This window comes from Microbacterium hydrocarbonoxydans, assembly GCF_900105205.1.
Taxonomy (GTDB): Bacteria; Actinomycetota; Actinomycetes; order Actinomycetales; family Microbacteriaceae; genus Microbacterium; species Microbacterium hydrocarbonoxydans.
The window spans coordinates 2,373,083-2,398,560 of sequence record NZ_FNSQ01000005.1 but is presented as its reverse complement, the minus strand read 5'-3'; the positions used below and the strand labels follow the sequence as shown (position 1 = coordinate 2,398,560).

At 68.6% G+C, this 25,478-nt stretch carries 26 protein-coding genes; 20 read left to right on the top strand and 6 right to left on the bottom strand.

The features are described from left to right. Nucleotides 1-50: 50 nt before the first annotated feature. Nucleotides 51-704, bottom strand: a complete 654-nt coding sequence (locus BLW44_RS11900) for a response regulator (RefSeq protein ID WP_060928352.1) — start codon at nucleotides 702-704, stop codon at nucleotides 51-53. Further along, nucleotides 701-2,377 (bottom strand): sensor histidine kinase, encoded by a 1,677-nt coding sequence (locus BLW44_RS11895; RefSeq protein ID WP_060928353.1) that lies wholly within the window; start codon nucleotides 2,375-2,377, stop codon nucleotides 701-703. Before BLW44_RS11895 ends, BLW44_RS11900 begins: the two co-directional genes overlap by 4 nt. 145 nt (nucleotides 2,378-2,522) lie before the next feature. On the opposite strand from BLW44_RS11895, the gene BLW44_RS11890 reads away from it, so the two are divergent. Both BLW44_RS11890 and BLW44_RS11885 read left to right on the top strand, forming a co-directional pair. Beyond that, entirely contained in the window at nucleotides 2,523-4,067 is a 1,545-nt protein-coding gene (locus tag BLW44_RS11890) for a CitMHS family transporter (protein WP_060928354.1), read from the top strand. Between the two features lie 48 nt (nucleotides 4,068-4,115). Beyond that, nucleotides 4,116-4,523: a phage holin family protein gene (locus BLW44_RS11885; RefSeq protein WP_060928355.1), complete on the top strand. Its 408-nt coding sequence runs from the start codon at nucleotides 4,116-4,118 to the stop codon at nucleotides 4,521-4,523. Nucleotides 4,524-4,539: 16 nt separating this feature from the next. On the opposite strand, the gene epsC is transcribed toward BLW44_RS11885, so the two are convergent. Beyond that, nucleotides 4,540-5,109 carry a serine O-acetyltransferase EpsC gene (gene epsC, locus BLW44_RS11880; RefSeq protein WP_060928356.1) on the bottom strand — a complete coding sequence of 190 codons (570 nt, stop codon included), beginning with the start codon at nucleotides 5,107-5,109 and terminating at the stop codon, nucleotides 4,540-4,542. Between the two features lie 7 nt (nucleotides 5,110-5,116). Next, nucleotides 5,117-6,055 carry a cysteine synthase A gene (gene cysK, locus BLW44_RS11875; RefSeq protein WP_060928357.1) on the bottom strand — a complete coding sequence of 313 codons (939 nt, stop codon included), beginning with the start codon at nucleotides 6,053-6,055 and terminating at the stop codon, nucleotides 5,117-5,119. Between the two features lie 98 nt (nucleotides 6,056-6,153). On the opposite strand from cysK, the gene prmC reads away from it, so the two are divergent. The 17 genes from prmC (at nucleotide 6,154) to BLW44_RS11790 (ending at nucleotide 22,978) form a co-directional block, all read left to right on the top strand. After that, nucleotides 6,154-7,014, top strand: a complete 861-nt coding sequence (gene prmC / locus BLW44_RS11870; RefSeq protein ID WP_060928369.1) for a peptide chain release factor N(5)-glutamine methyltransferase — start codon at nucleotides 6,154-6,156, stop codon at nucleotides 7,012-7,014. A gap of 47 nt (nucleotides 7,015-7,061) precedes the next feature. Continuing rightward, nucleotides 7,062-7,769 carry an L-threonylcarbamoyladenylate synthase gene (locus BLW44_RS11865; protein ID WP_060928358.1) on the top strand — a complete coding sequence of 236 codons (708 nt, stop codon included), beginning with the start codon at nucleotides 7,062-7,064 and terminating at the stop codon, nucleotides 7,767-7,769. Continuing rightward, nucleotides 7,766-8,938 (top strand): MraY family glycosyltransferase, encoded by a 1,173-nt coding sequence (locus BLW44_RS11860; RefSeq protein WP_060928359.1) that lies wholly within the window; start codon nucleotides 7,766-7,768, stop codon nucleotides 8,936-8,938. The genes BLW44_RS11865 and BLW44_RS11860 overlap by 4 nt, the downstream gene beginning before the upstream one ends. Continuing rightward, the gene (locus tag BLW44_RS11855) at nucleotides 8,935-9,510 is read left to right on the top strand and encodes a Cg1360 family ATP-synthase-associated protein (protein WP_060928360.1); all 576 of its coding nucleotides are present in this window, start codon (nucleotides 8,935-8,937) and stop codon (nucleotides 9,508-9,510) included. Before BLW44_RS11860 ends, BLW44_RS11855 begins: the two co-directional genes overlap by 4 nt. A gap of 145 nt (nucleotides 9,511-9,655) precedes the next feature. Continuing rightward, the gene (atpB, locus tag BLW44_RS11850) at nucleotides 9,656-10,438 is read left to right on the top strand and encodes a F0F1 ATP synthase subunit A (RefSeq protein ID WP_060928361.1); all 783 of its coding nucleotides are present in this window, start codon (nucleotides 9,656-9,658) and stop codon (nucleotides 10,436-10,438) included. A gap of 59 nt (nucleotides 10,439-10,497) precedes the next feature. After that, nucleotides 10,498-10,734 carry an ATP synthase F0 subunit C gene (gene atpE / locus BLW44_RS11845; RefSeq protein WP_042541851.1) on the top strand — a complete coding sequence of 79 codons (237 nt, stop codon included), beginning with the start codon at nucleotides 10,498-10,500 and terminating at the stop codon, nucleotides 10,732-10,734. A 27-nt stretch (nucleotides 10,735-10,761) separates the two neighbouring features. Further along, nucleotides 10,762-11,316, top strand: coding sequence for a F0F1 ATP synthase subunit B (locus BLW44_RS11840; protein ID WP_060928362.1), 555 nt, complete (start codon nucleotides 10,762-10,764; stop codon nucleotides 11,314-11,316). Then, a complete protein-coding gene (locus tag BLW44_RS11835; protein ID WP_060928363.1) occupies nucleotides 11,316-12,104 on the top strand; it encodes a F0F1 ATP synthase subunit delta in 789 nt (262 codons plus the stop codon). The genes BLW44_RS11840 and BLW44_RS11835 overlap by 1 nt, the downstream gene beginning before the upstream one ends. Nucleotides 12,105-12,151: 47 nt before the next feature. Beyond that, nucleotides 12,152-13,792, top strand: coding sequence for a F0F1 ATP synthase subunit alpha (gene atpA / locus BLW44_RS11830; protein WP_060928364.1), 1,641 nt, complete (start codon nucleotides 12,152-12,154; stop codon nucleotides 13,790-13,792). 20 nt (nucleotides 13,793-13,812) lie between these two features. Then, complete coding sequence (locus tag BLW44_RS11825) at nucleotides 13,813-14,712, top strand: F0F1 ATP synthase subunit gamma (protein WP_060928365.1); 900 nt, start codon at nucleotides 13,813-13,815, stop codon at nucleotides 14,710-14,712. Nucleotides 14,713-14,735: 23 nt separating this feature from the next. Continuing rightward, nucleotides 14,736-16,190, top strand: a complete 1,455-nt coding sequence (gene atpD, locus BLW44_RS11820; protein ID WP_060928366.1) for a F0F1 ATP synthase subunit beta — start codon at nucleotides 14,736-14,738, stop codon at nucleotides 16,188-16,190. Between the two features lie 2 nt (nucleotides 16,191-16,192). After that, the gene (locus BLW44_RS11815) at nucleotides 16,193-16,453 is read left to right on the top strand and encodes a F0F1 ATP synthase subunit epsilon (RefSeq protein WP_042541845.1); all 261 of its coding nucleotides are present in this window, start codon (nucleotides 16,193-16,195) and stop codon (nucleotides 16,451-16,453) included. 71 nt (nucleotides 16,454-16,524) lie between these two features. Beyond that, nucleotides 16,525-17,271 (top strand): YaaA family protein, encoded by a 747-nt coding sequence (locus BLW44_RS11810; RefSeq protein ID WP_060928367.1) that lies wholly within the window; start codon nucleotides 16,525-16,527, stop codon nucleotides 17,269-17,271. A gap of 117 nt (nucleotides 17,272-17,388) precedes the next feature. Further along, on the top strand, nucleotides 17,389-18,228 hold the full coding sequence (locus BLW44_RS17795) for a hypothetical protein (RefSeq protein ID WP_074731783.1): 840 nt from the start codon (nucleotides 17,389-17,391) through the stop codon (nucleotides 18,226-18,228). A 70-nt stretch (nucleotides 18,229-18,298) separates the two neighbouring features. Beyond that, nucleotides 18,299-19,282, top strand: a complete 984-nt coding sequence (locus tag BLW44_RS11800) for an aldo/keto reductase (protein WP_060928066.1) — start codon at nucleotides 18,299-18,301, stop codon at nucleotides 19,280-19,282. Between the two features lie 72 nt (nucleotides 19,283-19,354). After that, a complete protein-coding gene (locus tag BLW44_RS11795) occupies nucleotides 19,355-20,152 on the top strand; it encodes a PP2C family protein-serine/threonine phosphatase (protein ID WP_060928065.1) in 798 nt (265 codons plus the stop codon). 57 nt (nucleotides 20,153-20,209) lie between these two features. Then, nucleotides 20,210-22,978 (top strand): FtsK/SpoIIIE domain-containing protein, encoded by a 2,769-nt coding sequence (locus tag BLW44_RS11790; RefSeq protein WP_060928064.1) that lies wholly within the window; start codon nucleotides 20,210-20,212, stop codon nucleotides 22,976-22,978. A 27-nt stretch (nucleotides 22,979-23,005) separates the two neighbouring features. Here the strand turns inward: BLW44_RS11790 and BLW44_RS11785 are convergent, their stop codons facing one another. After that, nucleotides 23,006-24,001, bottom strand: coding sequence for an asparaginase (locus BLW44_RS11785; RefSeq protein ID WP_060928063.1), 996 nt, complete (start codon nucleotides 23,999-24,001; stop codon nucleotides 23,006-23,008). Nucleotides 24,002-24,071: 70 nt separating this feature from the next. Here BLW44_RS11785 and BLW44_RS11780 point away from each other — a divergent pair, with 70 nt between their 5' ends. Then, nucleotides 24,072-24,566 carry an OsmC family protein gene (locus BLW44_RS11780; RefSeq protein WP_060928062.1) on the top strand — a complete coding sequence of 165 codons (495 nt, stop codon included), beginning with the start codon at nucleotides 24,072-24,074 and terminating at the stop codon, nucleotides 24,564-24,566. 26 nt (nucleotides 24,567-24,592) lie between these two features. Here the strand turns inward: BLW44_RS11780 and BLW44_RS11775 are convergent, their stop codons facing one another. Beyond that, nucleotides 24,593-25,372 (bottom strand): lysophospholipid acyltransferase family protein, encoded by a 780-nt coding sequence (locus BLW44_RS11775; protein WP_060928061.1) that lies wholly within the window; start codon nucleotides 25,370-25,372, stop codon nucleotides 24,593-24,595. Between the last annotated feature and the right edge of the window lie 106 nt (nucleotides 25,373-25,478).

The following is a 25,478-nucleotide window of genomic DNA, read 5'->3' as shown; positions in this document are numbered from 1 at the left end:
CACGGCGCCCGTCGGGATCCTGACGGGCCCGTGAGCGACATCCGGTCTGATCAGGAGCGGACGGCGTACCGGTGCTCCGGGCGCCCGGTCGCGCCGTAGCGGAGCCGGACCTCCACGACCGTCCGCGCAGCGAGCGCGGCGAGGTGCCGCTGCGCTGTCGCCCGGGAGATGCCGACCCGCTCGCCGACCTCGGCAGCAGAGGCCTCGCCGTCGCCGAGAGCGGCGAGCACCAGCTGCTCGGTCGCGGATCGTGAGACGGACACCGGTTCGCCCGAGCCGTGCAGGATCGCCAGGGCACGATCCGTGTCGTCTTGACGCAGCGGCCGCTCCCCGGCGAGGAGGTTGCGGTAGCGCGAGTACCGGTCGAGAAGATTCGTGAGAGCGCGGCGCTCGAACGGCTTCATCAGGTATCCGACCGCGCCGGAACGCAGGGCCCGTCGCACGGTGGGGCCGTCATCGGCGGCGGAGATGAGGATCGCATCGACACCTGTCTCCCGCACGAGGGCGATGCCGTCCCCGTCGGGCAGGAAGACGTCGGCGACGAGCAGATCCGGTGTCGATGAGCGCAGGCCCTCGCGCGCCTCGGCGATCGAGCGGACCGGTTCGAGCGCGGTGAAGCCGGGCTGGTCGTCGATGATGTCCCGATGCAGCTGACCGACGCGGAAGTCGTCGTCGAGGATCAGGACGCGCAGGGAGTCGTTCATTCGGTCTCCTTCGGAGAAGTCGGGATGCCGGAGACGGCACCGCGGAGTCGGGCGGCGACCACGGCGCCGTGTGCCTCGCCGCCGAGGTCGATGATCCAGAGGTCCCCGCCACTGCCGCGGGCGATCTCGCGAGCAAGGGGGAGGCCCAGTCCATGCCCGTGGGCGGCCTCGCCGTCGGCCGTGCTCTCGCTGCGGCGATCCGGCTGGGTCCCGCGCTCGTGGAGCGCCAGCGGGTCGTCGAGGCCGAAACCGGCCCCGGAGTCGGCCACCGTGACCACGAGGGCATCGCCGTCGCCCAGCACCGCGACCTCCACCCAGCGGGGCGATCGCGGTCCGGCGACGGCGGCGGTCACGGCGTTGTCGACGAGGTTGCCGAGGACCGCGGCGACATCCTCCGGCTCCACGACCGTGCCGATCAGCTGGGTCTCCTCGGCGATGCGCAGCGCGACTCCGCGCTCGCTCGCCTCGATGCCCTTCGCGCCGAGGAAGGAATGCAGGAAGGGGTCGCTCAGCAGGTCGAGCCCCGCAACGGGGAACGCGACGGAGCCACGGGCGACGAGCTCGCCGAGGAAGGCGCGTGCATCGGAGATCCGGTCGGCGTCGATGAGACCGGCGGCGACATGCATGCGATTGGCGAACTCGTGTCGCTGGACACGCAGCGCTGCGGTGACGGCGCGGACGCTCTCGAGCCGATCAGTCAGCGCGATGAGATCGGTGCGGTCCCGGACGATCAGCACCCGACCGAGCGGGCGATCGTCGCGCACGACCGGACGGGAATCGAGATACAGCACGCGCCCGTCGACGACTGCGCTGGAATGGGCGCCGTCTCCTGCCGCGGTATCGCGGACCGCGGTCGGGAGCCCGAGGTCGGCGATCGGGCGCCCGATCGGAGCGTCGAGACCGAGCATCCGATCCGCAGCGGCATTGCTCACCCTGACGATGCCGCTCCCGTCGACGGCGAGGACGCCGTCGTCGACGCCGTTCAGGACGGCGGTCTGATTCTGGACGAGGGCGACGAGCTCCTCGGGCTGCACCCCGAGCGTGAGTCGTTCCCAGCGGCGGCGCAGCAGGAGGAACGTGAGGAGTGCAAGCGTGAGCGCCGCCGCCGCCGAGATGCCGATCACCGTGAGCAGGGGAGGGAGGTCGTCGAAGACCCCGGTGCGCTCGAAACCGACGCTGACTTCTCCGACCGGCACGCCGGCCGCGTCTCGCACGGGCACTTTGGCTCGCGCGGATTCGCCGAGGGTCCCGGTCTGCCAGTCGACGACCTCGTTGCCGGCGAGCACCGCGGCGAACGGGGTGCTGACGACCTCGCCGATGCGCTCGCTCGTGGGATGGGCGAGGCGGATGCCGTCTTCGTCGGTGATCACGACGAAGAGAGCGTCGGTGCGCTCCGCGACGCTCATCGCGATCCGCTGCAGCGGGCCGGACCTCAGCGCCTCGGCATCCGGCCGGTCGCTCTCCGCCGAGATACGGGCCACGTCCGATCGCACCTGCGGGTCCTCGGCGAGCGTCCTCGCGATTCCGAGGGCCGTCGACTCCGCCTCCGCCCGCAGCTGCTGGACCGCGAGGGCGAGGTAGACGCCGGTGCACAACCCGACCACCAGCGCGACCGTCGCCAGGTGCAGCAGGAGCGCCCGGGTGGCGAACCGTGGTCTGATCGTCGTCGACATCGTGCCCCCTTCGCGCAATATGCGCAGAACCAACGGTACGCGCACAACGGCAGGGAATGCGGGATATCGCATCCCGCGGCGGACGATTGCCTAGTCTCGTCAGGATCCGTCGCAGAGGACGGATCGACGACGAAGGAGTCAGCGCATGCCCGATGCACTCACCGGCCTGTTCGCGGCCGCAGAAGAGACGCCCACGTACGACGTGGCGTTCGTGCCCCCGGAATGGATCCTGGTGCTGCTCGGATTCACGATGGTGCTCGCGTTCATGACGCTGATCATGACCAAGCGGTTGACGCCCATGGTGGCGCTGATCCTCGTTCCCACGATCTTCGGCCTCATCGCGGGAGCCGGTCTCGGCCTCGGCGACATGATCCTCGACTCGATCGCGACGATGGCTCCGACCGCCGCCCTGCTGATGTTCGCGATCATGTTCTTCGGCATCATGATCGACGTCGGTCTCTTCGATCCGCTCATCCGGGTCATCACCCGGGTGCTCGGCGATGATCCGGCGAAGGTGGTGCTCGGCACGGCGATCCTCGCCGGAGCGGTCTCCCTCGACGGCGACGGGTCGACGACCTTCATCATCACGACGTCCGCCATGCTGCCGATCTATCTCCGGCTCGGCATGAGCCCCGTGGTGCTCACCTGCGTGGCCGGCCTCATGAACGGCACGCTCAACATCGTGCCCTGGGGCGGCCCGACAGTGCGGGCGGCGACCGCGCTCGGCCTCCAGCCCACTGACATCTTCGTCCCGATGCTGCCGGCGCTCGGAGTCGGCATCATCGTGACCCTCGGGTTCGCGTGGATGCTGGGCCTGCAGGAGCGTCGACGCCTCGGGCGCCTCGACTCCGCAGGGCTCCTCACCGGCACCGACGGCGGCGCCCTGTCGACCGTTCCGAAGATCTTCCGCGGCGCCGACACGACGCCCGGAGCCCGCGCGGCCCTGCGCACCGGCAACATCGTCGTGGTCGCCGGTGGCCACGGTCCCGTCTCGGCGGCGAGCGTCGACCTCGCCGACACCGCCATGGCCGACACCATGCTGGATCCCGCGCGACCGACGCTGCGACCGCGACTGATCTGGTTCAACCTGGCGCTCACGCTCGCCGTGATGGTGCTCCTCGTGATCGACATCATGCCGCTGCCGTACGTCTTCATGGTCGGGGCCGCCGTCGCGCTCCTGGTCAACTTCCGCACCATCAAGGACCAGGCGTCCGAGATCGTGGCGCACGCGCCGAGCATCGTGGGCGTCGTCTCGATGGTGATCGCCGCCGGCGTGCTCGTCGGTGTGCTCTCCGGAACAGGGATGGTGGATGCCATGGCGACGTGGATCACCGATGTCCTGCCGCCGGCGCTCGGACCCTACCTCGCGCCGATCACCGGAATCCTGTCGATCCCGTTCACCTTCTTCATGTCGAACGACGCGTTCTACTTCGGTATCCTGCCGGTGCTGGCGCAGAGCGCCGCGTCGTTCGGCATCGATCCGGTCGAGATGGCGCGCGCGTCGATCATCGGCCAGCCGGTGCATCTGCAGAGCCCTCTCGTGCCGGCGATCCTGCTGCTCGTGTCGCTCGCGAGCGTGAACCTCGGGGATCATCACAAGAAGGTCCTCTGGCGCGCGGTCATCGTCTCGCTGGTGATGCTCGGTGTCGGCATCGTGTCCGGCGCCATCCCGTTCTTCGTGGCGCAGTGACCCGGCATCCCATCGCGGGGCGAGCACGGGCGGCGCTATGCTCGGCCCGTGATCACCTTCCTGTTCCGCGCACTGATGTACGTCGTGTCCGCCGGCCTCGGCCTCATCGTGGCCGATCTGGTGCTCGACGGCTTCCAGATCCAGTGGGACCGGTGGTGGGGGTTCGTCGTCTGCATCCTGATCTTCGCGATCCTGCAGAGCGTGCTGTCGCCCTGGGTGAGTCGGATCGCCGACCGCTATGCGCCGGTCCTGATGGGCGGGATCGGCATCTTCTCGACTCTGATCGCACTCATCGTCGTGGTGCTGCTCCCGATCGGCGGTCTGCGCATCGTCGATCTCGCCGGCTGGCTGCTGGGGTCGGTCATCGTCTGGCTGATCACGGCGCTGGGCAGCGTGCTGCTGCCGTTGATCTTCCTGCGCAAGAAGGTCGACAAGGTCCGGTCGCGCCGCGCCTGACCGCGCCGCAGCCGGCTCAGATCGAGTAGTCCGGGGCCGTCAGCATCGCCCTGGTGTCCTCGCCCGTGAGGCGTGTGCGCGGCTTCGCCGGCACACCGACCAGGATGCTGTCGGCCGGGGCGTCGCGGGTGACGACGGCGTTCGCGCCGACCACGGAGCCCGCGCCGATCGTGATGGGCCCGAGGATCTTCGCGCCCGCTCCCACAGCGACGCCGTCGCCGAGGGTGGGATGACGCTTGCCGGCGTCGCGCGTGCGTCCACCGAGGGTCACGCCGTGATAGAGCATCACGTCGTCGCCGATCTCGGCGGTCTCGCCGACCACGACACCCATGCCGTGATCGATGAAGAAACGGCGTCCGATCCTGGCGCCGGGATGGATCTCCACGCCGGTGAGCCAGCGAGAGATCTGCGACGTCGCCCGCGCGAGCAGACGCAGCCTCCGCCGCCATAGCGCATGCGAGACGCGATGCGCCCAGATCGCGTGCAGTCCGGGGTACAGCAGCGCGACCTCAGCGCCGCTACGGGCCGCCGGGTCGCGCAGGCGCGCTGCCGCGATGTCCTCGCGCATTCGGCCGATCATGTCCATCGGATGTTCAGGCCTCGCGCAGATCCTCGTAGAGCGCCGTCGAGAGATACCGCTCGCCGAACGACGGGATGATGACGACGATGGTCTTCCCCGCAGCCTCCGGGCGCTGGGCGACCTGCAGAGCCGCCCAGATCGCGGCGCCGCTGGACATGCCCACGAGGATGCCCTCCTTGCTCGCGGTCTCCCGCGCGACGCGGATGGCGTCGTCGAAGGTGACGTCGATGACCTCGTCGAGGACATCACGATCAAGGATCGGGGGCACGAAGTTCGGTCCGATTCCCTGGATCTTGTGCGGTCCGGGGTGTCCCTCGGTGAGGATGGGGGAGTCCTTGGGCTCGACAGCGACGATCTGCACGCCCGGAATGCGCTCCTTCAGCACCTGGCCGACGCCGGTGATGGTGCCGCCGGTGCCGATGCCGGCGACGAAGTAGTCCACGGAGCCCTCCGTGTCGCGGAGGATCTCCTCGGCGGTGGTCCGGCGGTGGATCGCGGGGTTCGCCTCGTTCGCGAACTGCTTCGCCAGCACCGCGCCGGGCGTGCGCTCAGCGATGGCCTCCGCCTCGGCGATCGCGTGCGTCATGCCCTTGGTCGGGTCGGTGAGGACGAGCTCGGCACCGAATGCCTTGAGAAGGAGGCGCCGCTCCTTCGACATCGATGCGGGCATCGTGAGGATCACCTTGTACCCGCGCGCGGCGCCGACCATCGCCAGGGCGATACCGGTGTTGCCGCTGGTGGCCTCCACGATCGTGCCTCCGGGCTTCAGCTCACCCGATGCCTCCGCGGCGTCTACGATCGCGATGCCGAGCCGGTCCTTGACGCTCGACGCCGGGTTGTAGAACTCGAGCTTGGCGAGCACCGTCGCGCCGAGGCCCTCGGTGACCCGGTTCAGCCGGACCAGCGGGGTGTTGCCGAACGCCGTGGTGATGTCGGGGTGGATTCCGGTCATGGGAGAGCCTTCCTGTGCGGGGTGACTGCGGCTCCAGCCTAGGCGAGGGGCGATGGCGAGAGGTCAATATGACACCTCGCGCGCTCTACGCTGGGATGATGCCCGACATCTCCCTCGCCTCCGCGGTGCACGCCGCCGCGCAGCGGCTCGCCGATGCCGGCGTCTCGGATCCTCTCGTCGACGCCGAGCTCCTCGCCGGGCACGCACTGAGTCTGCGCCGCGGCGAAGTGCAGGCCGCGCTGATCCGCGGAGACTCGGTGTCTGAGGAGGAGGCGGCCGTGCTCGAGACGCTGGTCGCTCGTCGGGCCACGAGGGAGCCGCTCCAGCACATCACCGGGACCGCCCCGTTCCGGCACCTGGAGCTCGCGGTCGGCCCCGGCGTGTTCGTGCCGCGGCCGGAGACGGAGACCGTCGTGCAGTACGCGATCGACGCGCTGCTCGGGTCTCCGCTGCCGGCGCCGATCGGCATCGACCTCGGCACGGGCAGCGGCGCGATCGCTCTCGCGATGGCCACGGAGGTGCCCCACTCGCGGATCTTCGCGACCGAGCTCTCGCCAGACGCCTACCCCTGGGCGGCGCGCAACACCGCGGGCGTGGCCAACCTGACGCTCGTGAACGAGGATCTGGCCCAGGCGTTCTCGGAGTTGGACGGTACCGCATCCGTCGTCATCTCCAACCCGCCGTACGTGCCGGACGCGGCGGTCCCGCGCGACCCCGAGGTGCGCCTGTTCGATCCGTCGATGGCTCTCTACGGGGGAGAGGACGGACTCGACATCGTCCGCGTGCTGAGCGTGCGCGCGCTCGAGCTGCTGCATCCGGGCGGACTCCTCGTCATCGAGCACGGCGAGCTGCAGGGCGAGGAGATCCGCAGCATCCTCACCCGCGACGGATGGCGTGCGGCGGCGACGCATCGCGATCTCACCCTGCGTGACAGGGCGACCACGGCTCTGCGCCCCTGAGACCGGTCACCGCCTCCACAGACATCGCCCGATAGAATCGCACCGTCATGTCCTCCATCTTCGATTGCGGCGACGAGGCCCAGCTCCTCGCCGGGATGCGCCACGCACGCCAGGCGATCAGCCGCGGCGAACTCATCGTGATGCCCACCGACACCGTGTACGGGGTCGCCGCCGACGCCTTCTCCCCGGCTGCCGTGCAGCGCCTGCTCGATGCGAAGGGCCGTGGCCGCAACCAGCCGCCGCCCGTGCTCGTCGGCTCGAAAGAGGTCCTGCACGCGCTCGCGGAGTCCGTCCCGGAGCCCGTGCAGCGTCTCGTCGACGCCTTCTGGCCCGGCGGGCTCACGATCGTCCTCCCGGCGCAGCCCTCGCTCGCCTGGGATCTCGGCGAGACGCAGGGCACCGTGGCCGTCCGGATGCCGGAGGGGCGTGTCGCGCTCGAGCTGTTGGCCGAGACCGGACCGCTCGCTGTTTCCAGCGCCAACCTGACCGGCCAGGACGCGGCGATCTCCGCGCTGGACGCGGAGCGGATGCTCGGCGACAGCGTCGCGGTCTACCTCTCCGACGGGGTGAGCCGCGACGGCATCGCCTCGACGATCGTCGACGCGACCTCCCTCGTGCCGCGCGGCGCGGAGCCCGTGACCGGCGGGGTGCGCATCCTCCGCTCCGGTGCGGTCAGCCGCGAGCGGCTGGAGGAGGTTCTCGGCGATCTCCTCGAGCCCGCCGTGCAGCCGACGCAAGCGGACGAGGATTCGTGAAGCAGTATCTCTTCACGATCATCCTCACCGCAGCGATCACCTTCGCGCTGACGTGGGCGGTCTGGCGTCTCAGCCTGCGGTTCAAGCTCTATCCGGGCATCCGCGAGCGCGACGTGCACACCACCCCGACACCGCGCCTCGGCGGAGTGGCGATCTTCCTCGGCATCGCGACCGCGATCGGCGTCTCGGCGGCCAATCCGTTCTTCGCGAACATGTGGATGCCGCCGCAGACGATGTGGTCGATCCTCGCGGCAGCGCTCCTGATCGCCGTCATCGGCGTGGTCGACGACCTGTGGGATCTCGACTGGATGATCAAGCTGGGTGCGCAGTTCCTCGCCGCCGGGATCATCACCGTCGGCGGCGGGCTGCAGATCCTGTCGCTGCCGTTCGGCGACCTGATCGTCTTCTCCAGCTGGCTCAGCATCACGATCACGATGTTCGCGATCGTCATCGTCATGAACGCGGTGAACTTCATCGACGGGCTGGACGGGCTCGTCGCCGGGGTCTGCCTGATCGCGAACGGCGTGTTCTTCGCCTACTCGTACATCCTGACGCGCGACACCGGCGCCTCCAGCTACTTCAACCTCGCCTCCTTCCTCGCCGCGGTCCTCATCGGCGCGTGCCTCGGATTCCTGCCGCTGAACTGGAGCCCCGCGAAGCTCTTCATGGGCGACTCCGGTGCGCTGGTGCTCGGCCTCCTCATGGCGACGTCGGCGATCGCCGTCACCGGTCAGCTCGAGCCCTCAGCGCTCGACCCGGAGCGGCTCGGCCGCTCGCAGCTGCTGGGTGCCTTCATCCCGATCCTGCTGCCGTTGCTGGTCGTCCTACTGCCGCTGCTCGACTTCGGCCTGGCGGTGCTCCGCCGGATGAACGCCGGCAAGTCGCCGTTCTCGCCCGACCGCAAGCACCTGCACCACCGCATGCTCGACCTCGGCCACCGCGATCGTGACGCCGTCCTGATCTTCTACGCCTGGACGGCGGTGATCTCCCTCGCCGTGCTGCTGATGTACGTCGGCGCACGTGAGGACTGGCCGGGCCAGTACATCCCCGGCGTGGTCTTCGGAGTCATCGGCATCGCCGCCTGCCTGGTCATCACCCTGAACCCTCTCCGCCGCCGGAAGTCCGCGGCGGCCGCCGAGCCCGACCCGACACCCGTGGAGCCCTCATGAGCCCGAGCCCCGTATCCAGCAACCCGATCCTGCGGAGGACGCTGATCTGGTCTGCGGTCTCCATGGTGGTCCTCGCGATCGTGGCCGGCGGCATCGGCCTGCTCGTCGGCGAGACGGAGGGCCTCGTGAGCGGCCTGCTCGGGGTCGTGCTCGCGATGCTGTTCCTCGGCATCACCGCCCTCAGCATCCTGATCGCCAACCGCTGGTTCGGCGATCCCCTCTACGTGCAGCTGTTCTTCGCGATCGTGCTCGGGGGATGGCTCCTCAAGCTCGGCCTCTTCGTCGTGATCATGATCGTGCTGAGCGGTCAGCCCTGGATCCACCCGATCGTGTTCTTCCTCTCCATCGTCACGGGCGTCGTCGCGACTCTCGTCATCGACGTGATCGTCATCACGCGGATGCGGCTGCCGCACGTCAGCGACGCATCGCTCCCGTCGGAGGTGCAGGACGACCGGGCTCCCGGCGTGCAGCTGCCCACGGTCGTGCCGGAGGATCGGGCACCGGGGCGGCACCACATCGTCGCGGAACCCGCCGACCAGGACGGGCCGGACGAAGCGTCCGCGCGGTCTTAGGACACCCTTTATTCTGATAGTGTTGACACGTGCCCGCCGCTCGCCCGCGAGCGCTTGCGCTTGAAGCACACCGACCATCGTCGCCCCGGTTCTGACCGGTGCCCCGAAGCTGGAGCCCGCGCTGTTCAATCTTGCTGCGACCCTGATGCCCAAACTCGCCTCTGACGGCGAGTTCCACGGACCTTCGATCGACGAGTTCTTCCCGGAGATCCTCTTCAACGTTGCCGGGATCCCCGTCCACCGGATCCACCTCGTCCAGTTCCTCGCCGTCGTGGTCGTGGTCCTGCTGCTGGTTCTCGGAACCCGCCGGATGAAGGTCGTTCCCGGCCGCTTCCAGAGCGTCGTCGAGATGGGGCTGGACTTCGTCCGCTCCAACATCGCGCACGATCTGCTCGGACGCAAGGACGGCAACCGATTCCTGCCGATCCTCACCACCATCTTCTTCATGGTGCTGTTCATGAACATCACGGGAATCATCCCGTTCCTGAACATCGCCGGAACGAGCATCGCGGCCGTGCCGCTGACGCTCGCCCTGGTGAGCTACATCACCTTCATCTACGCGGGTATCAAGAAGAGCCCGGTGGGCTTCTTCAAGAACGCGCTGTTCCCCGCGGGCGTGCCGTGGCCGGTGTACATCATCGTGACGCCGATCGAGTTCCTCTCGACCTTCATCATCCGGCCCGTCACGCTGATGCTCCGACTCCTGATGAACATGGTCGTCGGCCACATGCTCCTGGTGCTCTGCTTCGCAGCCACCCAGTTCTTCTTCTTCACCGCAGGTGGCGGCTGGGCCGCCCTGGGTGTCGGAACCCTCGCCTTCGGCGGCGCCTTCACTCTCTTCGAGATCCTGGTCGCCGTCCTCCAGGCATACGTCTTCACCGTCCTCACCGCGGTCTACATCCAGCTCGCGGTCGCAGAAGAGCACTAAGCCCACCAGACACTGAGCGGGTCGGCGACTGCCGGCCCACCCAACGAAAGGAAAAACCCGTGGACGCTACTACGGTTCTCGCAGACATCAACGGCCACCTCGCTTCGGTCGGCTACGGCCTCGCAGCCATCGGACCGGCCATCGGTGTGGGCATCGTCGTCGGCAAGACCATCGAGGGTGTCGCTCGTCAGCCCGAGCTGGCCGGCCGCCTCCAGGTCCTCATGTGGATCGGTATCGCCTTCACCGAGGCGCTTGCATTCGTCGGCATCGCCGTCGGATTCATCCCCTTCCCGTAATCTCTACCGACTTCTGAAGGAGACAGGATGCTGAACGCTCTTGTCACGAACCTCGCAGCAGAGGGTGAAGCGCACAACCCGCTGATCCCTGCGTGGTACGACATCATCTGGTCGGGTCTGTGGTTCCTCGTCATCCTCATCGTCGTGTGGAAGGTCGCCCTTCCGAAGTTCACGGCGATGCTCGACAAGCGGTCAGCCGCCATCGAGGGCAACATCGCCAAGGCTGACGAGGCCCAGAAGCAGGCAGAGGCCGCGCTCGAGGAGTACACCCGGCAGCTCGCCGAGGCGCGCACCGAGGCCGGCGAGATCCGCGAGGCCGCCCGTGAGGACGGCAAGAAGATCGTCGCCGAGGCCAAGGAGGCTGCGTCGAGCGAGGCTGCTCGCATCACCGCGACCGCGCACACGCAGATCGAGGCCGAGCGGCAGACCGCCCTCGTCTCGCTGCGCAGCGAGGTGGGCTCGCTCGCGATCGACCTCGCCGGCGGCGTCGTCGGCGAGACGCTCTCGGACGATGCCCGTGCGACTGCGGTCGTCGATCGCTTCCTCGCCGACCTCGAAGCATCCGAGAAGGCGGCTCAGTAATGGGCAGCGCGACCACTCAGGCACTCGCGGCATCCATCCAGACGCTTGCCGCAGCGAAGGACGTCACCCTCGACACGGCGCGGGAGCTGTTCGCAGCCGCACGCGCCGTGACCGAGTCGTCCCAGCTGAGCGGCGCGCTCGCCGACCCCGCGGCTCCGGCCGTGGCGCGACAGAACGTCGTCGCAGCGGTGTTCGGCGGGTTCTCCCAGGGTGCGCAGAGCGTCCTGAAGACCGTCGTCGCCGAGCGCTGGTCGAAGGCTTCCGAGCTGGTCGACGGCATCGAGGAGCTCGCGATCCGAGCCGCGGCGATCGCCGATCCTCAGGCGGACATCGGGGGAGAGCTCTTCGGCTTCTCCCGCGTGATCGCCGCGAACGCGGAACTCGAGCTCGCGCTCGGCAGCCGCCTCGGGGGAGAGGACGCCAAGGGTGCGCTCGTCGAGAAGCTGCTGGCCGGCGGCGTCAGTGACGCGGCCGCTCTGATCGTCTCGTCGCTGGTGCGCCAGCCTCGCGACCGTCGGGTCCGTCAGATGCTCAACCGGGCAACGCGCATCGTCGCAAGTCAGGGCGACCGCGTGGTGGCGACGGTGCACAGCGCCACGCCGCTCACCGACGCACAGCGCACCCGCCTCAGCGCCGCACTCTCGCGGCGCTACGAGGGCACGGTGTCGCTCAACGAGGTCTCTGACCCCGCCGTCGTCGGAGGCCTGCGCGTGCAGATCGCCGATGACGTCATCGACGGCAGCATCTCCGCCCGTCTCGCCGATCTTCGCCAGAAGCTCGCCGGCTAACACGACTTCGCGCGGGGAACCGCGCACCCAGATACAAAGGGAAGACAATGGCAGAACTATCGATCAGCCCCGACGTCATCCGTGACGCGCTGAAGGACTTCGCCGCAGCATACGAGCCCACTGGGGCCGCGGCGACCGAGGTCGGCACCGTCATCGACGCTGCGGACGGCATCGCGCACGTCGAGGGCCTTCCCGGGGTGATGGCGAACGAGCTCGTCACCTTCGCGGACGGCACCAAGGGACTCGCGCTCAACCTCGACGAGCACCAGATCGGTGTCGTCGTGCTCGGTGACTTCACCGGCGTCGAGGCCGGCCAGGAAGTCACCCGCACGGGCGAGGTCCTCTCGGTTCCGGTCGGCGACGGCTACCTCGGCCGCGTGGTCGACCCGCTCGGCAACCCGATCGACGGCCTCGGCTCGATCGCGACCGAGGGTGTGCGCGAGCTCGAGCTCCAGGCGCCCGGCGTCATGCAGCGCAAGTCGGTGCACGAGCCGATGCAGACCGGCATCAAGGCGATCGACGCGATGATCCCAGTAGGCCGCGGTCAGCGTCAGCTGATCATCGGCGACCGCCAGACCGGCAAGACCGCCATCGCGATCGACACGATCATCAACCAGAGGGCGAACTGGGAGTCGGGCGACGTCAACAAGCAGGTCCGCTGCATCTACGTCGCCATCGGCCAGAAGGGCTCGACCATCGCGGGTGTCCGCGGTGCGCTCGAAGAGGCCGGCGCCATGGAGTACACCACGATCGTGGCGGCTCCGGCATCCGACCCCGCCGGCTTCAAGTACCTCGCCCCCTACACGGGCTCGGCCATCGGCCAGCACTGGATGTACGGCGGCAAGCACGTCCTCATCATCTTCGACGACCTGTCGAAGCAGGCCGAGGCCTACCGTGCCGTGTCCCTTCTGCTGCGTCGCCCGCCGGGCCGCGAGGCATACCCGGGTGACGTCTTCTACCTGCACTCCCGTCTGCTGGAGCGTTGCGCGAAGCTCTCCGACGAGCTCGGCGCGGGTTCGATGACCGGTCTGCCGATCATCGAGACCAAGGCGAACGACGTCTCGGCGTACATCCCGACCAACGTGATCTCGATCACCGACGGCCAGATCTTCCTCCAGTCCGATCTCTTCAACGCCAACCAGCGTCCTGCGGTCGACGTGGGTATCTCGGTGTCGCGAGTCGGTGGTGACGCGCAGGTCAAGTCGATCAAGAAGGTCTCCGGAACGCTGAAGCTGGAGCTCGCTCAGTACCGCTCCCTCGAGGCGTTCGCGATGTTCGCCTCCGACCTCGACGCGGCTTCGCGTCGTCAGCTCTCCCGCGGTGCGCGCCTGACCGAGCTGCTCAAGCAGCCTCAGTACTCGCCGTACCCCGTCGAGGAGCAGGTCGTCTCGATCTGGGCCGGCACCAAGGGCAAGCTCGACACCATCGAGGTCGAAGACGTCCTGCGCTTCGAGCGCGAGCTTCTCGACTACCTGCGTCGCAACACCAAGGTGCTCGACACCCTGCGCGAGACGAATGTCCTCGACGACGACACGGTCGCCGAGCTCGACAAGCACACCGACGCATTCCTCCTGGAGTTCCAGGGTGGCAAGGGCCACGCCATCGGCGCCCCCGGTCACGAGGAGCACGCTGCAGCCGAGGCTGAGGACGTCAACCAGGAGAAGATCGTCAAGGGTCGTCGCGCGTAATCGCGTGAGGAACTGATTTCATGGGCGCTCAACTCAGGGTCTACAAGCAGAAGATCTCTTCTGCTCAGACGACCAAGAAGATCACGAAGGCGATGGAACTCATCGCGGCTTCGCGCATCCAGAAGGCGATGGCACGCGTCAAAGCGTCCAGCCCCTTCGCGCGGGCCGTGACGAGGGCCGTGTCCGCCGTCGCGACGCACTCGAACGTCGACCACCCGCTCACCCGCGAGCCCGAGACGATCCGCCGCTCCGCGGTCGTGATCTTCTCGTCGGACCGTGGACTGGCCGGAGCCTTCAACTCCCAGATCCTCCGTGAGGGTCTGGAGGTCGCCGAGCTCCTGCGCGGTCAGGGCAAGGAACCGGTGTTCTACCTCATCGGCCGCAAGGCCGTCGGCTACTTCCAGTTCCGTCGCATCGCGGCGGCCGCGGAGTGGACGGGTGACACCGACACCCCGTCGTTCCACACGGCGGAGGAGATCTCGGCCACGCTGCTCGAGGACTTCTCGCGCGGTGCGGACGAGGGCGGCGTCGACGAGATCCACCTCGTGTACAACCGTTTCGTCAGCATGATGACGCAGACGCCGGAATCCGTGCGCCTGCTGCCGCTGGAGATCACGGAGGCCGACGACTCGGAGGCGGGCAGCGCTGTCTACCCGCTGTACGAGTTCGAGCCGGATGCCGAGACCGTCCTCGACGCGATCCTGCCGGTGTACATCCAGAGCCGCGTCTTCAACGCCCTCCTGCAGTCGTCTGCCGCCAAGCAGGCCGCGACGCAGAAGGCGATGAAGTCGGCCAGCGACAACGCCGACAAGCTCATCACCGACTACACCCGTCTGCGCAACAACGCGCGTCAGGCGGAGATCACGCAGCAGATCGCGGAGATCGTCGGCGGCGCCGACGCCCTCTCGTCGAGCAAATAGACCATCAGGAAAGAGACGAAGAAATGACCCCCACCGCTACGGCTGACCAGCCGGCGACCGCGGTCGTCGGGCGCGTCGCGCGCGTCAACGGTCCGGTTGTCGACATCGAGTTCCCGCACGACTCGATCCCCGACATCTACAACGCTCTGAAGACGACGATCGTCATGGGCGAGGAGTCCACGGAGATCACCCTCGAGGTCGCTCAGCACCTCGGCGACGACCTCGTCCGCGCCATCGCTCTGAAGCCCACCGACGGCATCGTCCGTGGCCAGGAAGTGCGCGACACCGGCGAGGCCATCTCGGTCCCCGTCGGCGACGTCACCAAGGGCAAGGTCTTCAACGTGATCGGCGAGGTCCTGAACCTCGAGCCCGGCGAGACCATCGAGGTCACCGAGCGCTGGCCGATCCACCGCAAGGCTCCGAACTTCGACCAGCTCGAGTCGAAGACCACCATGTTCGAGACCGGCATCAAGTCGATCGACCTCCTCACCCCGTACGTGCTGGGTGGAAAGATCGGTCTGTTCGGTGGCGCCGGCGTCGGCAAGACGGTCCTCATCCAGGAGATGATCCAGCGCGTCGCGCAGGACCACGGTGGTGTGTCGGTGTTCGCCGGTGTCGGCGAGCGCACCCGTGAGGGCAACGACCTCATCCACGAGATGGAGGAGGCGGGCGTCTTCGACAAGACCGCCCTCGTCTTCGGCCAGATGGACGAGCCGCCGGGAACGCGTCTGCGCGTCGCCCTGTCGGCTCTGACGATGGCGGAGTACTTCCGTGACGTGCAGAAACAGGACGTGCTGCTCTTCATCGACAACATCTTCCGCTTCACGCAGGCCGGTTCCGAGGTCTCCACGCTGCTGGGCCGCATGCCCTCGGCCGTGGGATACCAGCCGAACCTCGCCGACGAGATGGGCCTCCTGCAGGAGCGCATCACCTCGACGCGTGGTCACTCGATCACCTCGCTGCAGGCGATCTACGTGCCGGCCGACGACTACACCGACCCGGCTCCGGCGACCACCTTCGCCCACCTCGATGCGACCACCGAGCTCTCTCGTGAGATCGCGTCGAAGGGTCTGTACCCGGCCATCGACCCGCTGACCTCGACGTCGCGCATCATGGACCCCCGCTACTTGGGCGAGGACCACTACCGCGTCGCCACCACGGTCAAGCAGATCCTCCAGAAGAACAAGGAGCTGCAGGAGATCATCGCCATCCTCGGTGTCGATGAGCTCTCCGAAGAGGACAAGATCGTCGTGTCGCGTGCACGTCGCATCCAGCAGTTCCTCTCGCAGAACACCTACATGGCCAAGAAGTTCACGGGTGTCGAGGGTTCGACCGTCCCGCTCAAGGAGACCATCGAGTCGTTCGATGCGATCACCCGCGGTGACTTCGACCACGTCGCCGAGCAGGCGTTCTTCAACGTCGGTGGCATCTCCGATGTCGAAGAGCAGTGGGCCAAGATCCAGAAGGAGAACGGCTGACCATGGCATTGCATGTCAGCCTCGTCTCCGCGGATGCGGAGGTCTGGACGGGAGAGGCGAGCCTCGTGGTCGCCAAGACCGTCGAGGGTGAGATCGGCTTCATGACCGGCCACGAGCCGGTCCTGGCGATCCTCGCCGAGGGCCAGGTCCGCATCACGCAGACGGATGGCACGAAGGTGCTCGCCAACGCGCAGGACGGCTTCCTCTCGATGGAGGGCGACGTCCTGACGATCGTGGCCGGGAACGCCGCGCTCATCGCCTGATCTGTTCTTCCTCACGTCCGCCTCGGCACCTTCCGGTGTCGGGGCGGACGTGTCTGCATCCCCGAGGTCCCATGAAGATCCTGCTGCCGCCGTCCGAGACCAAGCGTCCGGGGGGAGACGGTGCTCCGCTCGACCTCGACGCCCTCGCGCTGACGGCCCTCTCGTATCGGCGCCACGCCGTGATCGACGCTCTCGTCGACCTCGCGGCGGATGAGGAGACCGCACGCTCGGTCCTCAAGCTGAGTCCGAAGCAGGCGGGCGACATCGCGCACAACCGGATGCTCCGCTCCGCCCCGACGATGCCCGCCGTCGACCGCTACACCGGCGTGCTGTTCGATGCGCTGGACGCCGCGACCCTCAGCACGGCGTCGAGACGGTGGCTCGCCTCTCACGTGTGGATCCACTCGGCGCCGCTCGGCCCGGTGGCCGCACTCGATCCGCTTCCGGCCTACCGTCTGGCCGCCGGGACCTCGCTGCCGGGACTCCCGGCGCTGCGTCGACACTGGGCGGAGGCGACGACCGCGGCGATCGCGGACGAGGATCCGGTATTCGTCCTGGATCTCCGCAGCGAGGCCTACGTGGCACTCGGACCGGTCCCGGCATCCGTCCCGTCCGTCTACGTCCGGGTGGTCACGGAACACGGCAAGGCGCTCAACCACTTCAACAAGAAGTCGAAGGGGCTGCTCACGCGCGCACTCGCCGAGGACCGGCCGCGGGTGCGCTCGGTGCGGACCCTGCGGACGTGGGCGGATTCGCGGGGAATCGTTCTCCGGGATGCATCCGAGCCCGGCGTGATCGAGCTCGTCGTCGCGGAATGACGTGGATGACACGTGGGGATTTCTCCCCGCGTGTGTCGTTGCCCCGAATATCGGCACACCGATATGGTTGGTGTCGCGGCGCGCAAGGCGTCTGCTCCATCGGATCCGGAGGGGTTCATGTTCTCATTTATCGGCGACGTCAGCGCGGCAATCGCGTCATCGTATAACTATGACGGAGGCGGGGCCGCAGCAGCCGCCTTTTGGCTGATCTACGGCGTCTTCATCTTCATCATCGCTGTCGCTGGCTACGTCCTCAGCGCCCTGTTCCTCATGAAGATCTTCGAGAAGGCCGGAGTCGAGGGCAAGTGGCGCGCCTGGGTTCCGTACTACAACTTCATGATCTTCTTCAAGCTGGGCGACGTGAACCCCTGGCTCGTCTTCGCCAGCCTGCTGACCTGGATTCCGGTGCTCGGATGGCTGGTCGGGATCGGCTTCGCCATCGTCGCCGTCCTCGCCGCCTGGCGTGTGGGACTCAAGCTGCAGAAGGACTCCGTCTGGGTCGTCCTCTACATCTTCCTCTCGCTCGTCTGGCTCGGCATCAACGCCTTCGACAAGTCGCGCTGGAACCCGAACATCGCTCCGGCTTCGTGGGCGAACAACGGCTTCCTCGCTGACCGCACGGTCTGGCAGGGCATCCCCGTCCAGCCGCGTCCGGCCGCCGGTCCCGCCTACGGCGCGCCCCAGGGCTACGGTGCACCGCAGCAGGGCTACGCGCCTCCGGCCCCGCAGGGGTACGCGCCGCCGGCCCAGCCCGGCTACGCGCCGCCCGCACAGCCCGGCTACGCGCCGCCCGCACAGCCCGGCTACGCGCCGCCCGCCGGTCCTTCGGCTCCCGGTGCTCCTGGTGAGCCCCCCACGGCTCCGCCGGCAGCTCCGCCGGCAGCTCCGCAGGTTCCGCCGGCACCCCCGGCAGCTCCGCCGGCTCCGCCGACGAATCCCACTCAGCCTCCGGCCTGATGATGTGACACAGAGCCCCCGACCCCGGTCGGGGGCTCTGTGCTGTCTCCGAACCCGATAGCGTGGATGCATGCTCACCTCTCACCGCCGGGTAGGTGCCTCCGGCCTTCTCGTCTCTGCGACCGGCCTCGGGTGTAACAACTTCGGACGCACGGGAACGGCGACCGAGACGCTCGAGGGAACGCGGGCGGTGATCGACGCGGCGATCGCGAACGGCATCACCCTCCTCGACACCGCCGACATGTACGGTGCCACGGCCGGCACCAGCGAGACGCTGATGGGACAGGCGCTGGACGGGCGGCGGGATCGCGTCGTCCTCGCCACGAAGTTCGGCCACGAGCGCGATATGGGATACGACTTCCCGGCCGCACGCGGGTCGCGCCGCTACATCCGCCGCGCCGTCGAGGAGTCTCTCAGACGCCTCCGCACCGACTGGATCGACCTGTATCAGCTGCACCTGCCGGATGCCGACACTCCGGTCGCCGAGACGATCGACGCGCTGGACGAGCTGGTGCGCGAGGGCAAGATCCGGTACTACGGCCACTCGAACTTCACCGGCTGGCAGATCGCGGAGGCGGAGTTCACCGCCAGGGAGCGGCACACGGGACGCTTCGTGTCGGCGCAGAACCACTACTCCCTGCTGGCACGCGCCGCAGAGCGCGAGGTGCTTCCCGCAGTGCAGCGATACGGCCTCGGCTTCTTCCCGTACTTCCCGCTGCACAACGGGCTGCTGACGGGGAAGTTCACGCGCGAGGGCGGCCCTTCATCGAGCAGGATCATGTCCAGTCGTCGACACGTCTGGGAGGCTGCCCCGTGGGCCGCGCTGGAGCAGTTCGCGGTGTTCTGCGAAGACCGCGGGATCACGATGCTGCAGGCGGCTTTCGGATGGCTGCTCGTGAACCCGGCAGTCTCCAGTGTGATCGCCGGAGCGACCTCGCCCGAGCAGGTCGAGGCGAATGCGGAGGCCGGAAGCGCCTGGCGGCCTGATGCCGACGATGCGGCGGCGATCGATGCGCTGTTCCCCTTGCCCGAAGACCCCGCGGCGCGAGTGTGAGCGTCTCGGTGTCCACTACGATGTGTGAGTATCCCGGGGCGGCCCGACGCACGGGAATTTCGGAGGCTACGAGTGTCTGACACGACGACGAAGACGCGCAGCGTCACGGTGGCGCAGCGACGGCTGGTGCTGTCCTGGGCTGGCGTCACCGATGTCGGCCGGCGCCGCGAGACCAACCAGGACGCGTTCTTCGCGGAGTACCCGCTGTTCATCGTGGCTGACGGCATGGGCGGTCACGCGGGCGGCGAGATCGCCAGCCAGAGCACGGTCAAGCGCCTGGAAGCCGTCGTCGCTTCGGGATCGGTCGAGCGGGGAGCCATCCAGGGTGCGCTGGAACTCGCCGTCGGAGATATCGCGGACCATCCCGAGACCACCGACGAGGGCACCGGCACCACGTTGACCGGTGTGTTCCTCGAGTACGAGGACGACGAGCCGCATTGGGCCGCGCTCAACATCGGGGATTCCCGGGTCTACCTGCTGCGCGATGACCGGCTGGTCCAGGTCACCACCGATCACTCTGTCGTGCAGGAACTCATCGCTGCGGGCAAGATCAGCCCCGAAGAAGCCGAAGGCCATCCGTACAGCAACGTCATCACGCGCGCGGTCGGAGCCAGCGAGCTCACGGCCCCCGACTACGTCACCCTCGACGTGCGGGTCGGCGACCGCTTCGTGATCTGCTCCGACGGCCTCACCAAAGAGCTGACCGACTACGGCATCCAGCACTTCCTGCGCGAGAACGCCGACCCCGGGGCGGCGGTGGAGGCGATGCTCGCGGCAGCGCTCGAGAACGGCGGCCGCGACAACGTGACGCTCGTGATCGTGCAGATCGCCGAAGAGCCGTCCTCCACAAACGAGTCCGAAGAGGAATAGCTCCTCCGGGCTGTGGACGGCCCCCGCGCGGCAGTCGGATGATGTCGACTGGTCGGCATGGATTCCCCGTCGATCACCCTGCCTCCTGCGGTCGTGCCTCCGCGGAGGCCACCCACGCCCTTCGTCGCGGCGCTGGTGCCGGTTGCTGCCGGAGTCGTGCTCTGGATGGTGACGGGATCCCTCCTGTCCCTGTGCTTCGCCGCTCTGGGCCCGCTGATGATCCTGGCCTCTCTGATCGACGGGGCGCGGTCGCGCCGCTCGGCGCACCGACGTGCCCGAGGCGAGAGCACCACGGCGTGGTCCGCTGCCGAGGAGCAGCTCACGCGCCTGCACCATGACGAGCGCATGCTGCGGTGGCACCGGCATCCCGATGCGGCGACGGCTCTCGCCGACCCGCCGTTGCGCGGTGCAGAGCCCGTCGATGCGACCACCGAGGTCGTGGTGGGCAGCGGCCCGGGGGAGAGCAGGATCCGCGTGACGGGGGGCGACGACGAACGCGGCGGAGAGTTCCGGCGGCGGTGCACGGCGATCGAGGCGATCCCTGTCGTCGTCCCGTTCGGCGGCGGGATCGCGGTGCGCGGGTGCGGACCGGTCGTGGAGTCGGTCGTGCGGGCACTCGTCGTCCAGATGAGTCTGCGGTTCGGTGCGGCTCAGATCTCGCTCGTCGGAGAGGGGCTCGATGAGTGGGGTGTGGCCGATCTTTCGCAGGCGAAAGTGCTGCGCCCCGGAGCGTTCCGCCTCGGCCTGGCGCACGGCGGTCGTCCGCGCCCGGCCTCGGACGCGGTGATCTGGGCGCTCGAGAGGGAGGCGGCCGTGCCGGAGGGCATCACGACCGTCATCGACGTCCTCGAGCCGCACAGCGCCCGGATGCGCACGCCGCGGGGAGTGATGCCCTTGGGCGTCGAGTGTCTCTCGCAGGTGCAGGCGGTCGCAGCGGCCGCCGTCCGCCCAGATGACATCGACGGCGGGGACCGGATCCCCGACCTCGTGCGCCTGGCCGACCTCGATCAGGTCGCTTCGCAGTCCACCTCGAACGGGCTGGCGGTGGCGGTCGGTCGAGCAGAGGGCTGTGACGTGGTGCTCGACATCGTCGATGACGGCCCGCACGCTCTCGTGACCGGGACGACAGGCAGCGGCAAGAGCGAGCTCCTGGTGTCATGGGTGACGGCGATCGCCGGGCGTTACGGCCCGGAGGAGGTGAGCTTCGTCCTTGCGGACTTCAAAGGCGGCACCGCCTTCGAGCCGCTCCGGTCCCTGCCTCACGTTGCGGCAGTGATCACGGATCTCGACGAGCGCGGTGCGCGACGCGGTGTCTCGAGCCTCACAGCCGAGCTGCGTCGGCGCGAGGCGATCCTCGCTGCAGCCGGCGCACGGGATGTGCGCGAGGTCGGTCTGATGCGCCTCGTGATCGTCGTCGACGAGTTCGCGGCGCTCCTGCAGGAGCACTCCGATCTCGGAGCGGTGTTCACCGACATCGCCGCGCGTGGCCGGGCGCTGGGGATGCACCTGATCCTCGGCACGCAACGCGCTGCCGGAGTCGTCCGGGAGGCTCTCGCAGCGAACTGCCCGCTCCGCCTGAGCCTGCGGGTCTCCGAAGCCTCCGACAGCCGCTTCGTGATCGGCAGCGATGCGGCGGCCGACCTGCCCGGTGGGCTCGGCTCACGCGGCCTCGCCCTGGTGCGGCGTCCTCAGGACGCCGTCGCCGTCCTGATGCGGGTGGGTGTGACCACGGCCTCGGACAGGTCCGACATCGTCGAGCGGTGGAGCCAGAGCACCCCGCCGCAGAGCCCCTGGCTTCCGGCGCTTCCCCGCATCGTTCCGCTCGCCGCCCTCCGTGGCGGCTCCCCGGACGACCGTGTCGTGCTCGGTCTCGCGGACGAGCCCGAGCAGCAGAGGCAGCCGATCGAGACCCTCGCGGTCGGCATCGATCGGGGACTCGCCGTGCTCGGAGGTCCAGGCTCGGGACGGACATCGGTCCTGCGTGCGCTCATGACGCAGCGTGCGGATGCGCTCCGAGTTCCTGACGACCTCGAGAGCGCCTGGGACACGATCACGGCTCTCGCAGAGGGCCGCAGACGACTCCCCGCACTGGTGGTGTGCGATGACATCGATGCGCAGCTCGTCGGCCTGCCGGCCGAGTACGCGCAGCACCTGGCGCGACTGTGGGAGCAGACGCTGCGCGCAGCCGCGGGCACCACCTTCGTGCTCACCGCCACTCGGCCAGGAGGCGCAGCAGGCCGGATCCTCGAGATGCTCCCCGTGCGAGGGCTGCTGCGGATGGCGAGCCGAGTGGATCACATCGCTGCAGGGGGAGATTCCGCCGGCTTCGACCCGGCGCGTCCTCCCGGCCGGATGAGGATGCTCGACCGTGAGGTGCAGGCGGTCTGGGTTCGCGAGGAGGATCCGCACGCAAGCGCGCCGCACCGGGTGCGCTCTCGCGCGAGGGGCGTCGTCTCGTGGAGTCCGCACGCGGCTCTCACCGGCCTGGTCACCGCGGGAACATCCGCCGTCGCGGCTCTGCTCGGATCGACCTATCCGGAGTGCGATGTCGTGGCGCTGTCGGAGAGACGCGAGCAGCCAGACGGCACGCGACCGGTGATGCTCGTCGGCGACACCGAGTCGTGGCAGCGCAGCTGGTCACTGTGGCAACGCGTCAGAGCCGAGGGGGAGATCCTCATCCGCGTCGAGAACCCCGGAGACCTGCGACAGCTGGCCGGCGTGCGAGATCTGCCGCCTTACGCGCGCCCGAATGCGGGCAGAGCCTGGTCGCTCATGGCCGATGCCGGTCCCCGCAGAGTCGTGCTTCCCGCCCTCAGCGCGCGGTGACCGCGCTCGCTCCGCGACGGCGATCTGTCAGATGCTCGCGCTGACGTGGATGCGACCGACCTCCGTGCCTCCGCCGAGAACTTCGAGCGAGAGCGCGTCGGCGAGGGACGCGACGTCCGCATCGCTCAGCGCACCGGCACGGGCCAGCAACGTTGCCGCGACGATCGTCGTGGCACGGGCTGCGCCATCGAGCATCTTCAGGGCGACGGTGGTGCCGTTTGGGGCGACCATGACCATCACGCCCTCCGCACCGCCCTTCGCGAACACGCCGAGCTTCTCGATGGCGATCGTGTCGGGGCGCCCGGGGCCATCGATCGTCCAGGGGTGCTCCTTGACGGCCTTCACCAGGGAGCCGGCGACGCGGTGCAGAGCGAAGGGGGAGCGGTCCGACGCTGCGCCGATCCGGTGGATGGCTCGGGCAAGGCCCGTGAGTGTGAGGGCGTAGACGGGGGCGCCGCATCCGTCGATCGCGGTGTGCGCGACCTTCTCACCGGTCAGCCGCTCGATCACATCGCGGATGTGCACCTGCAGAGGATGGGCGGGATCGAGGTACCCGTCCGTGGGCCAACCGGTGGCGACGCACGCACGCAGCATCGCCGCATGCTTGCCCGAGCAGTTCATCCGGATGCGGGTCTGGGCGCCATGCTCTCGCACCAGCTCGTCCCGTGCCGCCGTGTCACCGGGCCATGCCGGTGGGCACGCGAGGTCGTCTTCGGTGAGGCCGCCCTCCGTGAGCACGTTCCGCACGGTCGACGCATGACGCTCTGTACCCGAGTGGCTCGCGGTCGACATGGCGAGCTGCTCACCCTCCAGGGCGGCGCCGGCCGTGATGCAGGCCACTGCCTGCAGCGGCTTCAGGCTCGAGCGCGGCAGCACCAGGGCATCCGCGTTCCCGTATCGGGCGACGACATCCCCGTCGGGGGAGAGCACGACGGCCGCCCCCGCGTGGCGGGATTCGACGAATCCGCTCCGTTCGACGACGGCGAGTTCCACGGCATCCTGCACAGTCAGAGTCTCCAGCACCTCCCCAGGATATCGTCGTCGGCGATCAGCCGATCGCCGACGCGGACGCTCCGGCTGGCAGACTGAGGGCATGGCAGATCGATCAGCGCCCCTCGGGGAGCACCGCTACGCGCTCACGTCCACCTGGACCGGCAACTCGGGCACGGGGACGAGCGGATATCGCGAGTATCGCCGCGACGTCACGCTCGAGGTCGAGGGGAAGCCCGAGATCCTCGCGTCCGCCGACAAGCCCTTCCGCGGGGACCCGTCGCGGTGGAACCCCGAGGATCTTCTGCTGGCCTCGCTCTCGGAGTGCCATCTCCTGTCGTACCTGCATGCCTGCGTCACCGCAGGGGTCGTCGTGGTCTCCTACCGCGACACCGCGTCTGGGACGATGCGCGAGGACGGCACGGGCGGAGGCGCATTCGTCGAGGTGATGCTGCGCCCCGAGGTCGTGGTCGCCGAGGCGTCGATGATCGAGGCCGCAGAGCGAGCGCACGCCCAGGCGCACGACTGGTGCTTCATCGCGAACTCGATGAACTTCCCGGTGCGTCACGAGGCGACCGTGCGCGCGGCGACGGACTGACCTCCGCCCGCAGATCCCTGCCTGTGTCAGCGGCGCTCGTGCGGCAGCGCCTGCTTGATCTTCTCGATCGTCCCCTGCGCCGGAGCCTCGTTGTACGCATCAGCCAGCTCCTGACCCGAGAGCGCGTGGATCGCGGCCATGATCTCGTCCGTGGCTTGACGGCGGGCACGTCCGCTGGTCGCTGGTCCGTGCGGCGAGAGATCGAGAGGAGTGCCGAAGCGGACCGTGATGCGCTCCTTCAGAGTGGGCATCTTGGCGCCCACCGGCATGACCTTGTCGGTGCCGATCAATCCCACCGGCACGACGGGTGCTCCGGTCTGCAGCGCGAGGAAGGCGACCCCGGTGCGGCCCTTGTAGAGACGTCCGTCCGTCGAGCGGGTGCCCTCCGGGTACAGCGCCACGGCGAGCCCCTCCTCAAGGAGCTTGCGCTGCACGTCCAGCGCGTCGAGCGCGGCCTGGCCGGCTCCTCGGCGCACGGGGATCGCTCCGATGGACTCGAAGAAGGTCTTGCTCAGCCAGCCGCTGAAGCCCGGACCCTCGAAGTAGCTCGACTTCGCGAGGAAGTGCACCGGTCTGGGGGCTGCGACCGGGATCGCGATCGAGTCGATGAACGAGAGGTGGTTGCTCGCGAAGATGACGGGGCCGTCCAGGGGCACGTTCTCCCGGCCCTCGATGCGGGGTCGATAGATCGTGCGGGCCAACGGCGTGATCAGACCTCGTCCGAGGGAGTAGGCGAATCCGGCGTGACGAGGCTGCTGAGTCTCTGCTGGCGGAGTTTCGGGCTCCGCGGACTGCTCTGACGTCATCAGAGCAGGTTACCCCCGGTTCCATGCCGAGTCGGGAATGAAGCGCCTGAGCGCGCCTCCCAGCATCGACAAAGGGGTATGCGAGATGATGGGGTGTCCCGCCCGC

Bases quoted from the DNA above. Each gene is read 5' to 3' on its own strand.
- BLW44_RS11900 (WP_060928352.1), bottom strand. From the start codon at position 704: ATGAACGACTCCCTGCGCGTCCTGATCCTCGACGACGACTTCCGCGTC.
- BLW44_RS11895 (WP_060928353.1), bottom strand. From the start codon at position 2,377: ATGTCGACGACGATCAGACCACGGTTCGCCACCCGGGCGCTCCTGCTG.
- BLW44_RS11890 (WP_060928354.1), top strand. From the start codon at position 2,523: ATGCCCGATGCACTCACCGGCCTGTTCGCGGCCGCAGAAGAGACGCCC.
- epsC (WP_060928356.1), bottom strand. From the start codon at position 5,109: ATGGACATGATCGGCCGAATGCGCGAGGACATCGCGGCAGCGCGCCTG.
- cysK (WP_060928357.1), bottom strand. From the start codon at position 6,055: ATGACCGGAATCCACCCCGACATCACCACGGCGTTCGGCAACACCCCG.
- prmC (WP_060928369.1), top strand. From the start codon at position 6,154: ATGCCCGACATCTCCCTCGCCTCCGCGGTGCACGCCGCCGCGCAGCGG.
- BLW44_RS11865 (WP_060928358.1), top strand. From the start codon at position 7,062: ATGTCCTCCATCTTCGATTGCGGCGACGAGGCCCAGCTCCTCGCCGGG.
- BLW44_RS11855 (WP_060928360.1), top strand. From the start codon at position 8,935: ATGAGCCCGAGCCCCGTATCCAGCAACCCGATCCTGCGGAGGACGCTG.
- atpB (WP_060928361.1), top strand. From the start codon at position 9,656: ATGCCCAAACTCGCCTCTGACGGCGAGTTCCACGGACCTTCGATCGAC.
- BLW44_RS11840 (WP_060928362.1), top strand. From the start codon at position 10,762: ATGCTGAACGCTCTTGTCACGAACCTCGCAGCAGAGGGTGAAGCGCAC.
- BLW44_RS11835 (WP_060928363.1), top strand. From the start codon at position 11,316: ATGGGCAGCGCGACCACTCAGGCACTCGCGGCATCCATCCAGACGCTT.
- atpA (WP_060928364.1), top strand. From the start codon at position 12,152: ATGGCAGAACTATCGATCAGCCCCGACGTCATCCGTGACGCGCTGAAG.
- BLW44_RS11825 (WP_060928365.1), top strand. From the start codon at position 13,813: ATGGGCGCTCAACTCAGGGTCTACAAGCAGAAGATCTCTTCTGCTCAG.
- atpD (WP_060928366.1), top strand. From the start codon at position 14,736: ATGACCCCCACCGCTACGGCTGACCAGCCGGCGACCGCGGTCGTCGGG.
- BLW44_RS11815 (WP_042541845.1), top strand. From the start codon at position 16,193: ATGGCATTGCATGTCAGCCTCGTCTCCGCGGATGCGGAGGTCTGGACG.
- BLW44_RS11810 (WP_060928367.1), top strand. From the start codon at position 16,525: ATGAAGATCCTGCTGCCGCCGTCCGAGACCAAGCGTCCGGGGGGAGAC.
- BLW44_RS17795 (WP_074731783.1), top strand. From the start codon at position 17,389: ATGTTCTCATTTATCGGCGACGTCAGCGCGGCAATCGCGTCATCGTAT.
- BLW44_RS11800 (WP_060928066.1), top strand. From the start codon at position 18,299: ATGCTCACCTCTCACCGCCGGGTAGGTGCCTCCGGCCTTCTCGTCTCT.
- BLW44_RS11790 (WP_060928064.1), top strand. From the start codon at position 20,210: ATGGATTCCCCGTCGATCACCCTGCCTCCTGCGGTCGTGCCTCCGCGG.
- BLW44_RS11780 (WP_060928062.1), top strand. From the start codon at position 24,072: ATGGCAGATCGATCAGCGCCCCTCGGGGAGCACCGCTACGCGCTCACG.
- BLW44_RS11775 (WP_060928061.1), bottom strand. From the start codon at position 25,372: ATGACGTCAGAGCAGTCCGCGGAGCCCGAAACTCCGCCAGCAGAGACT.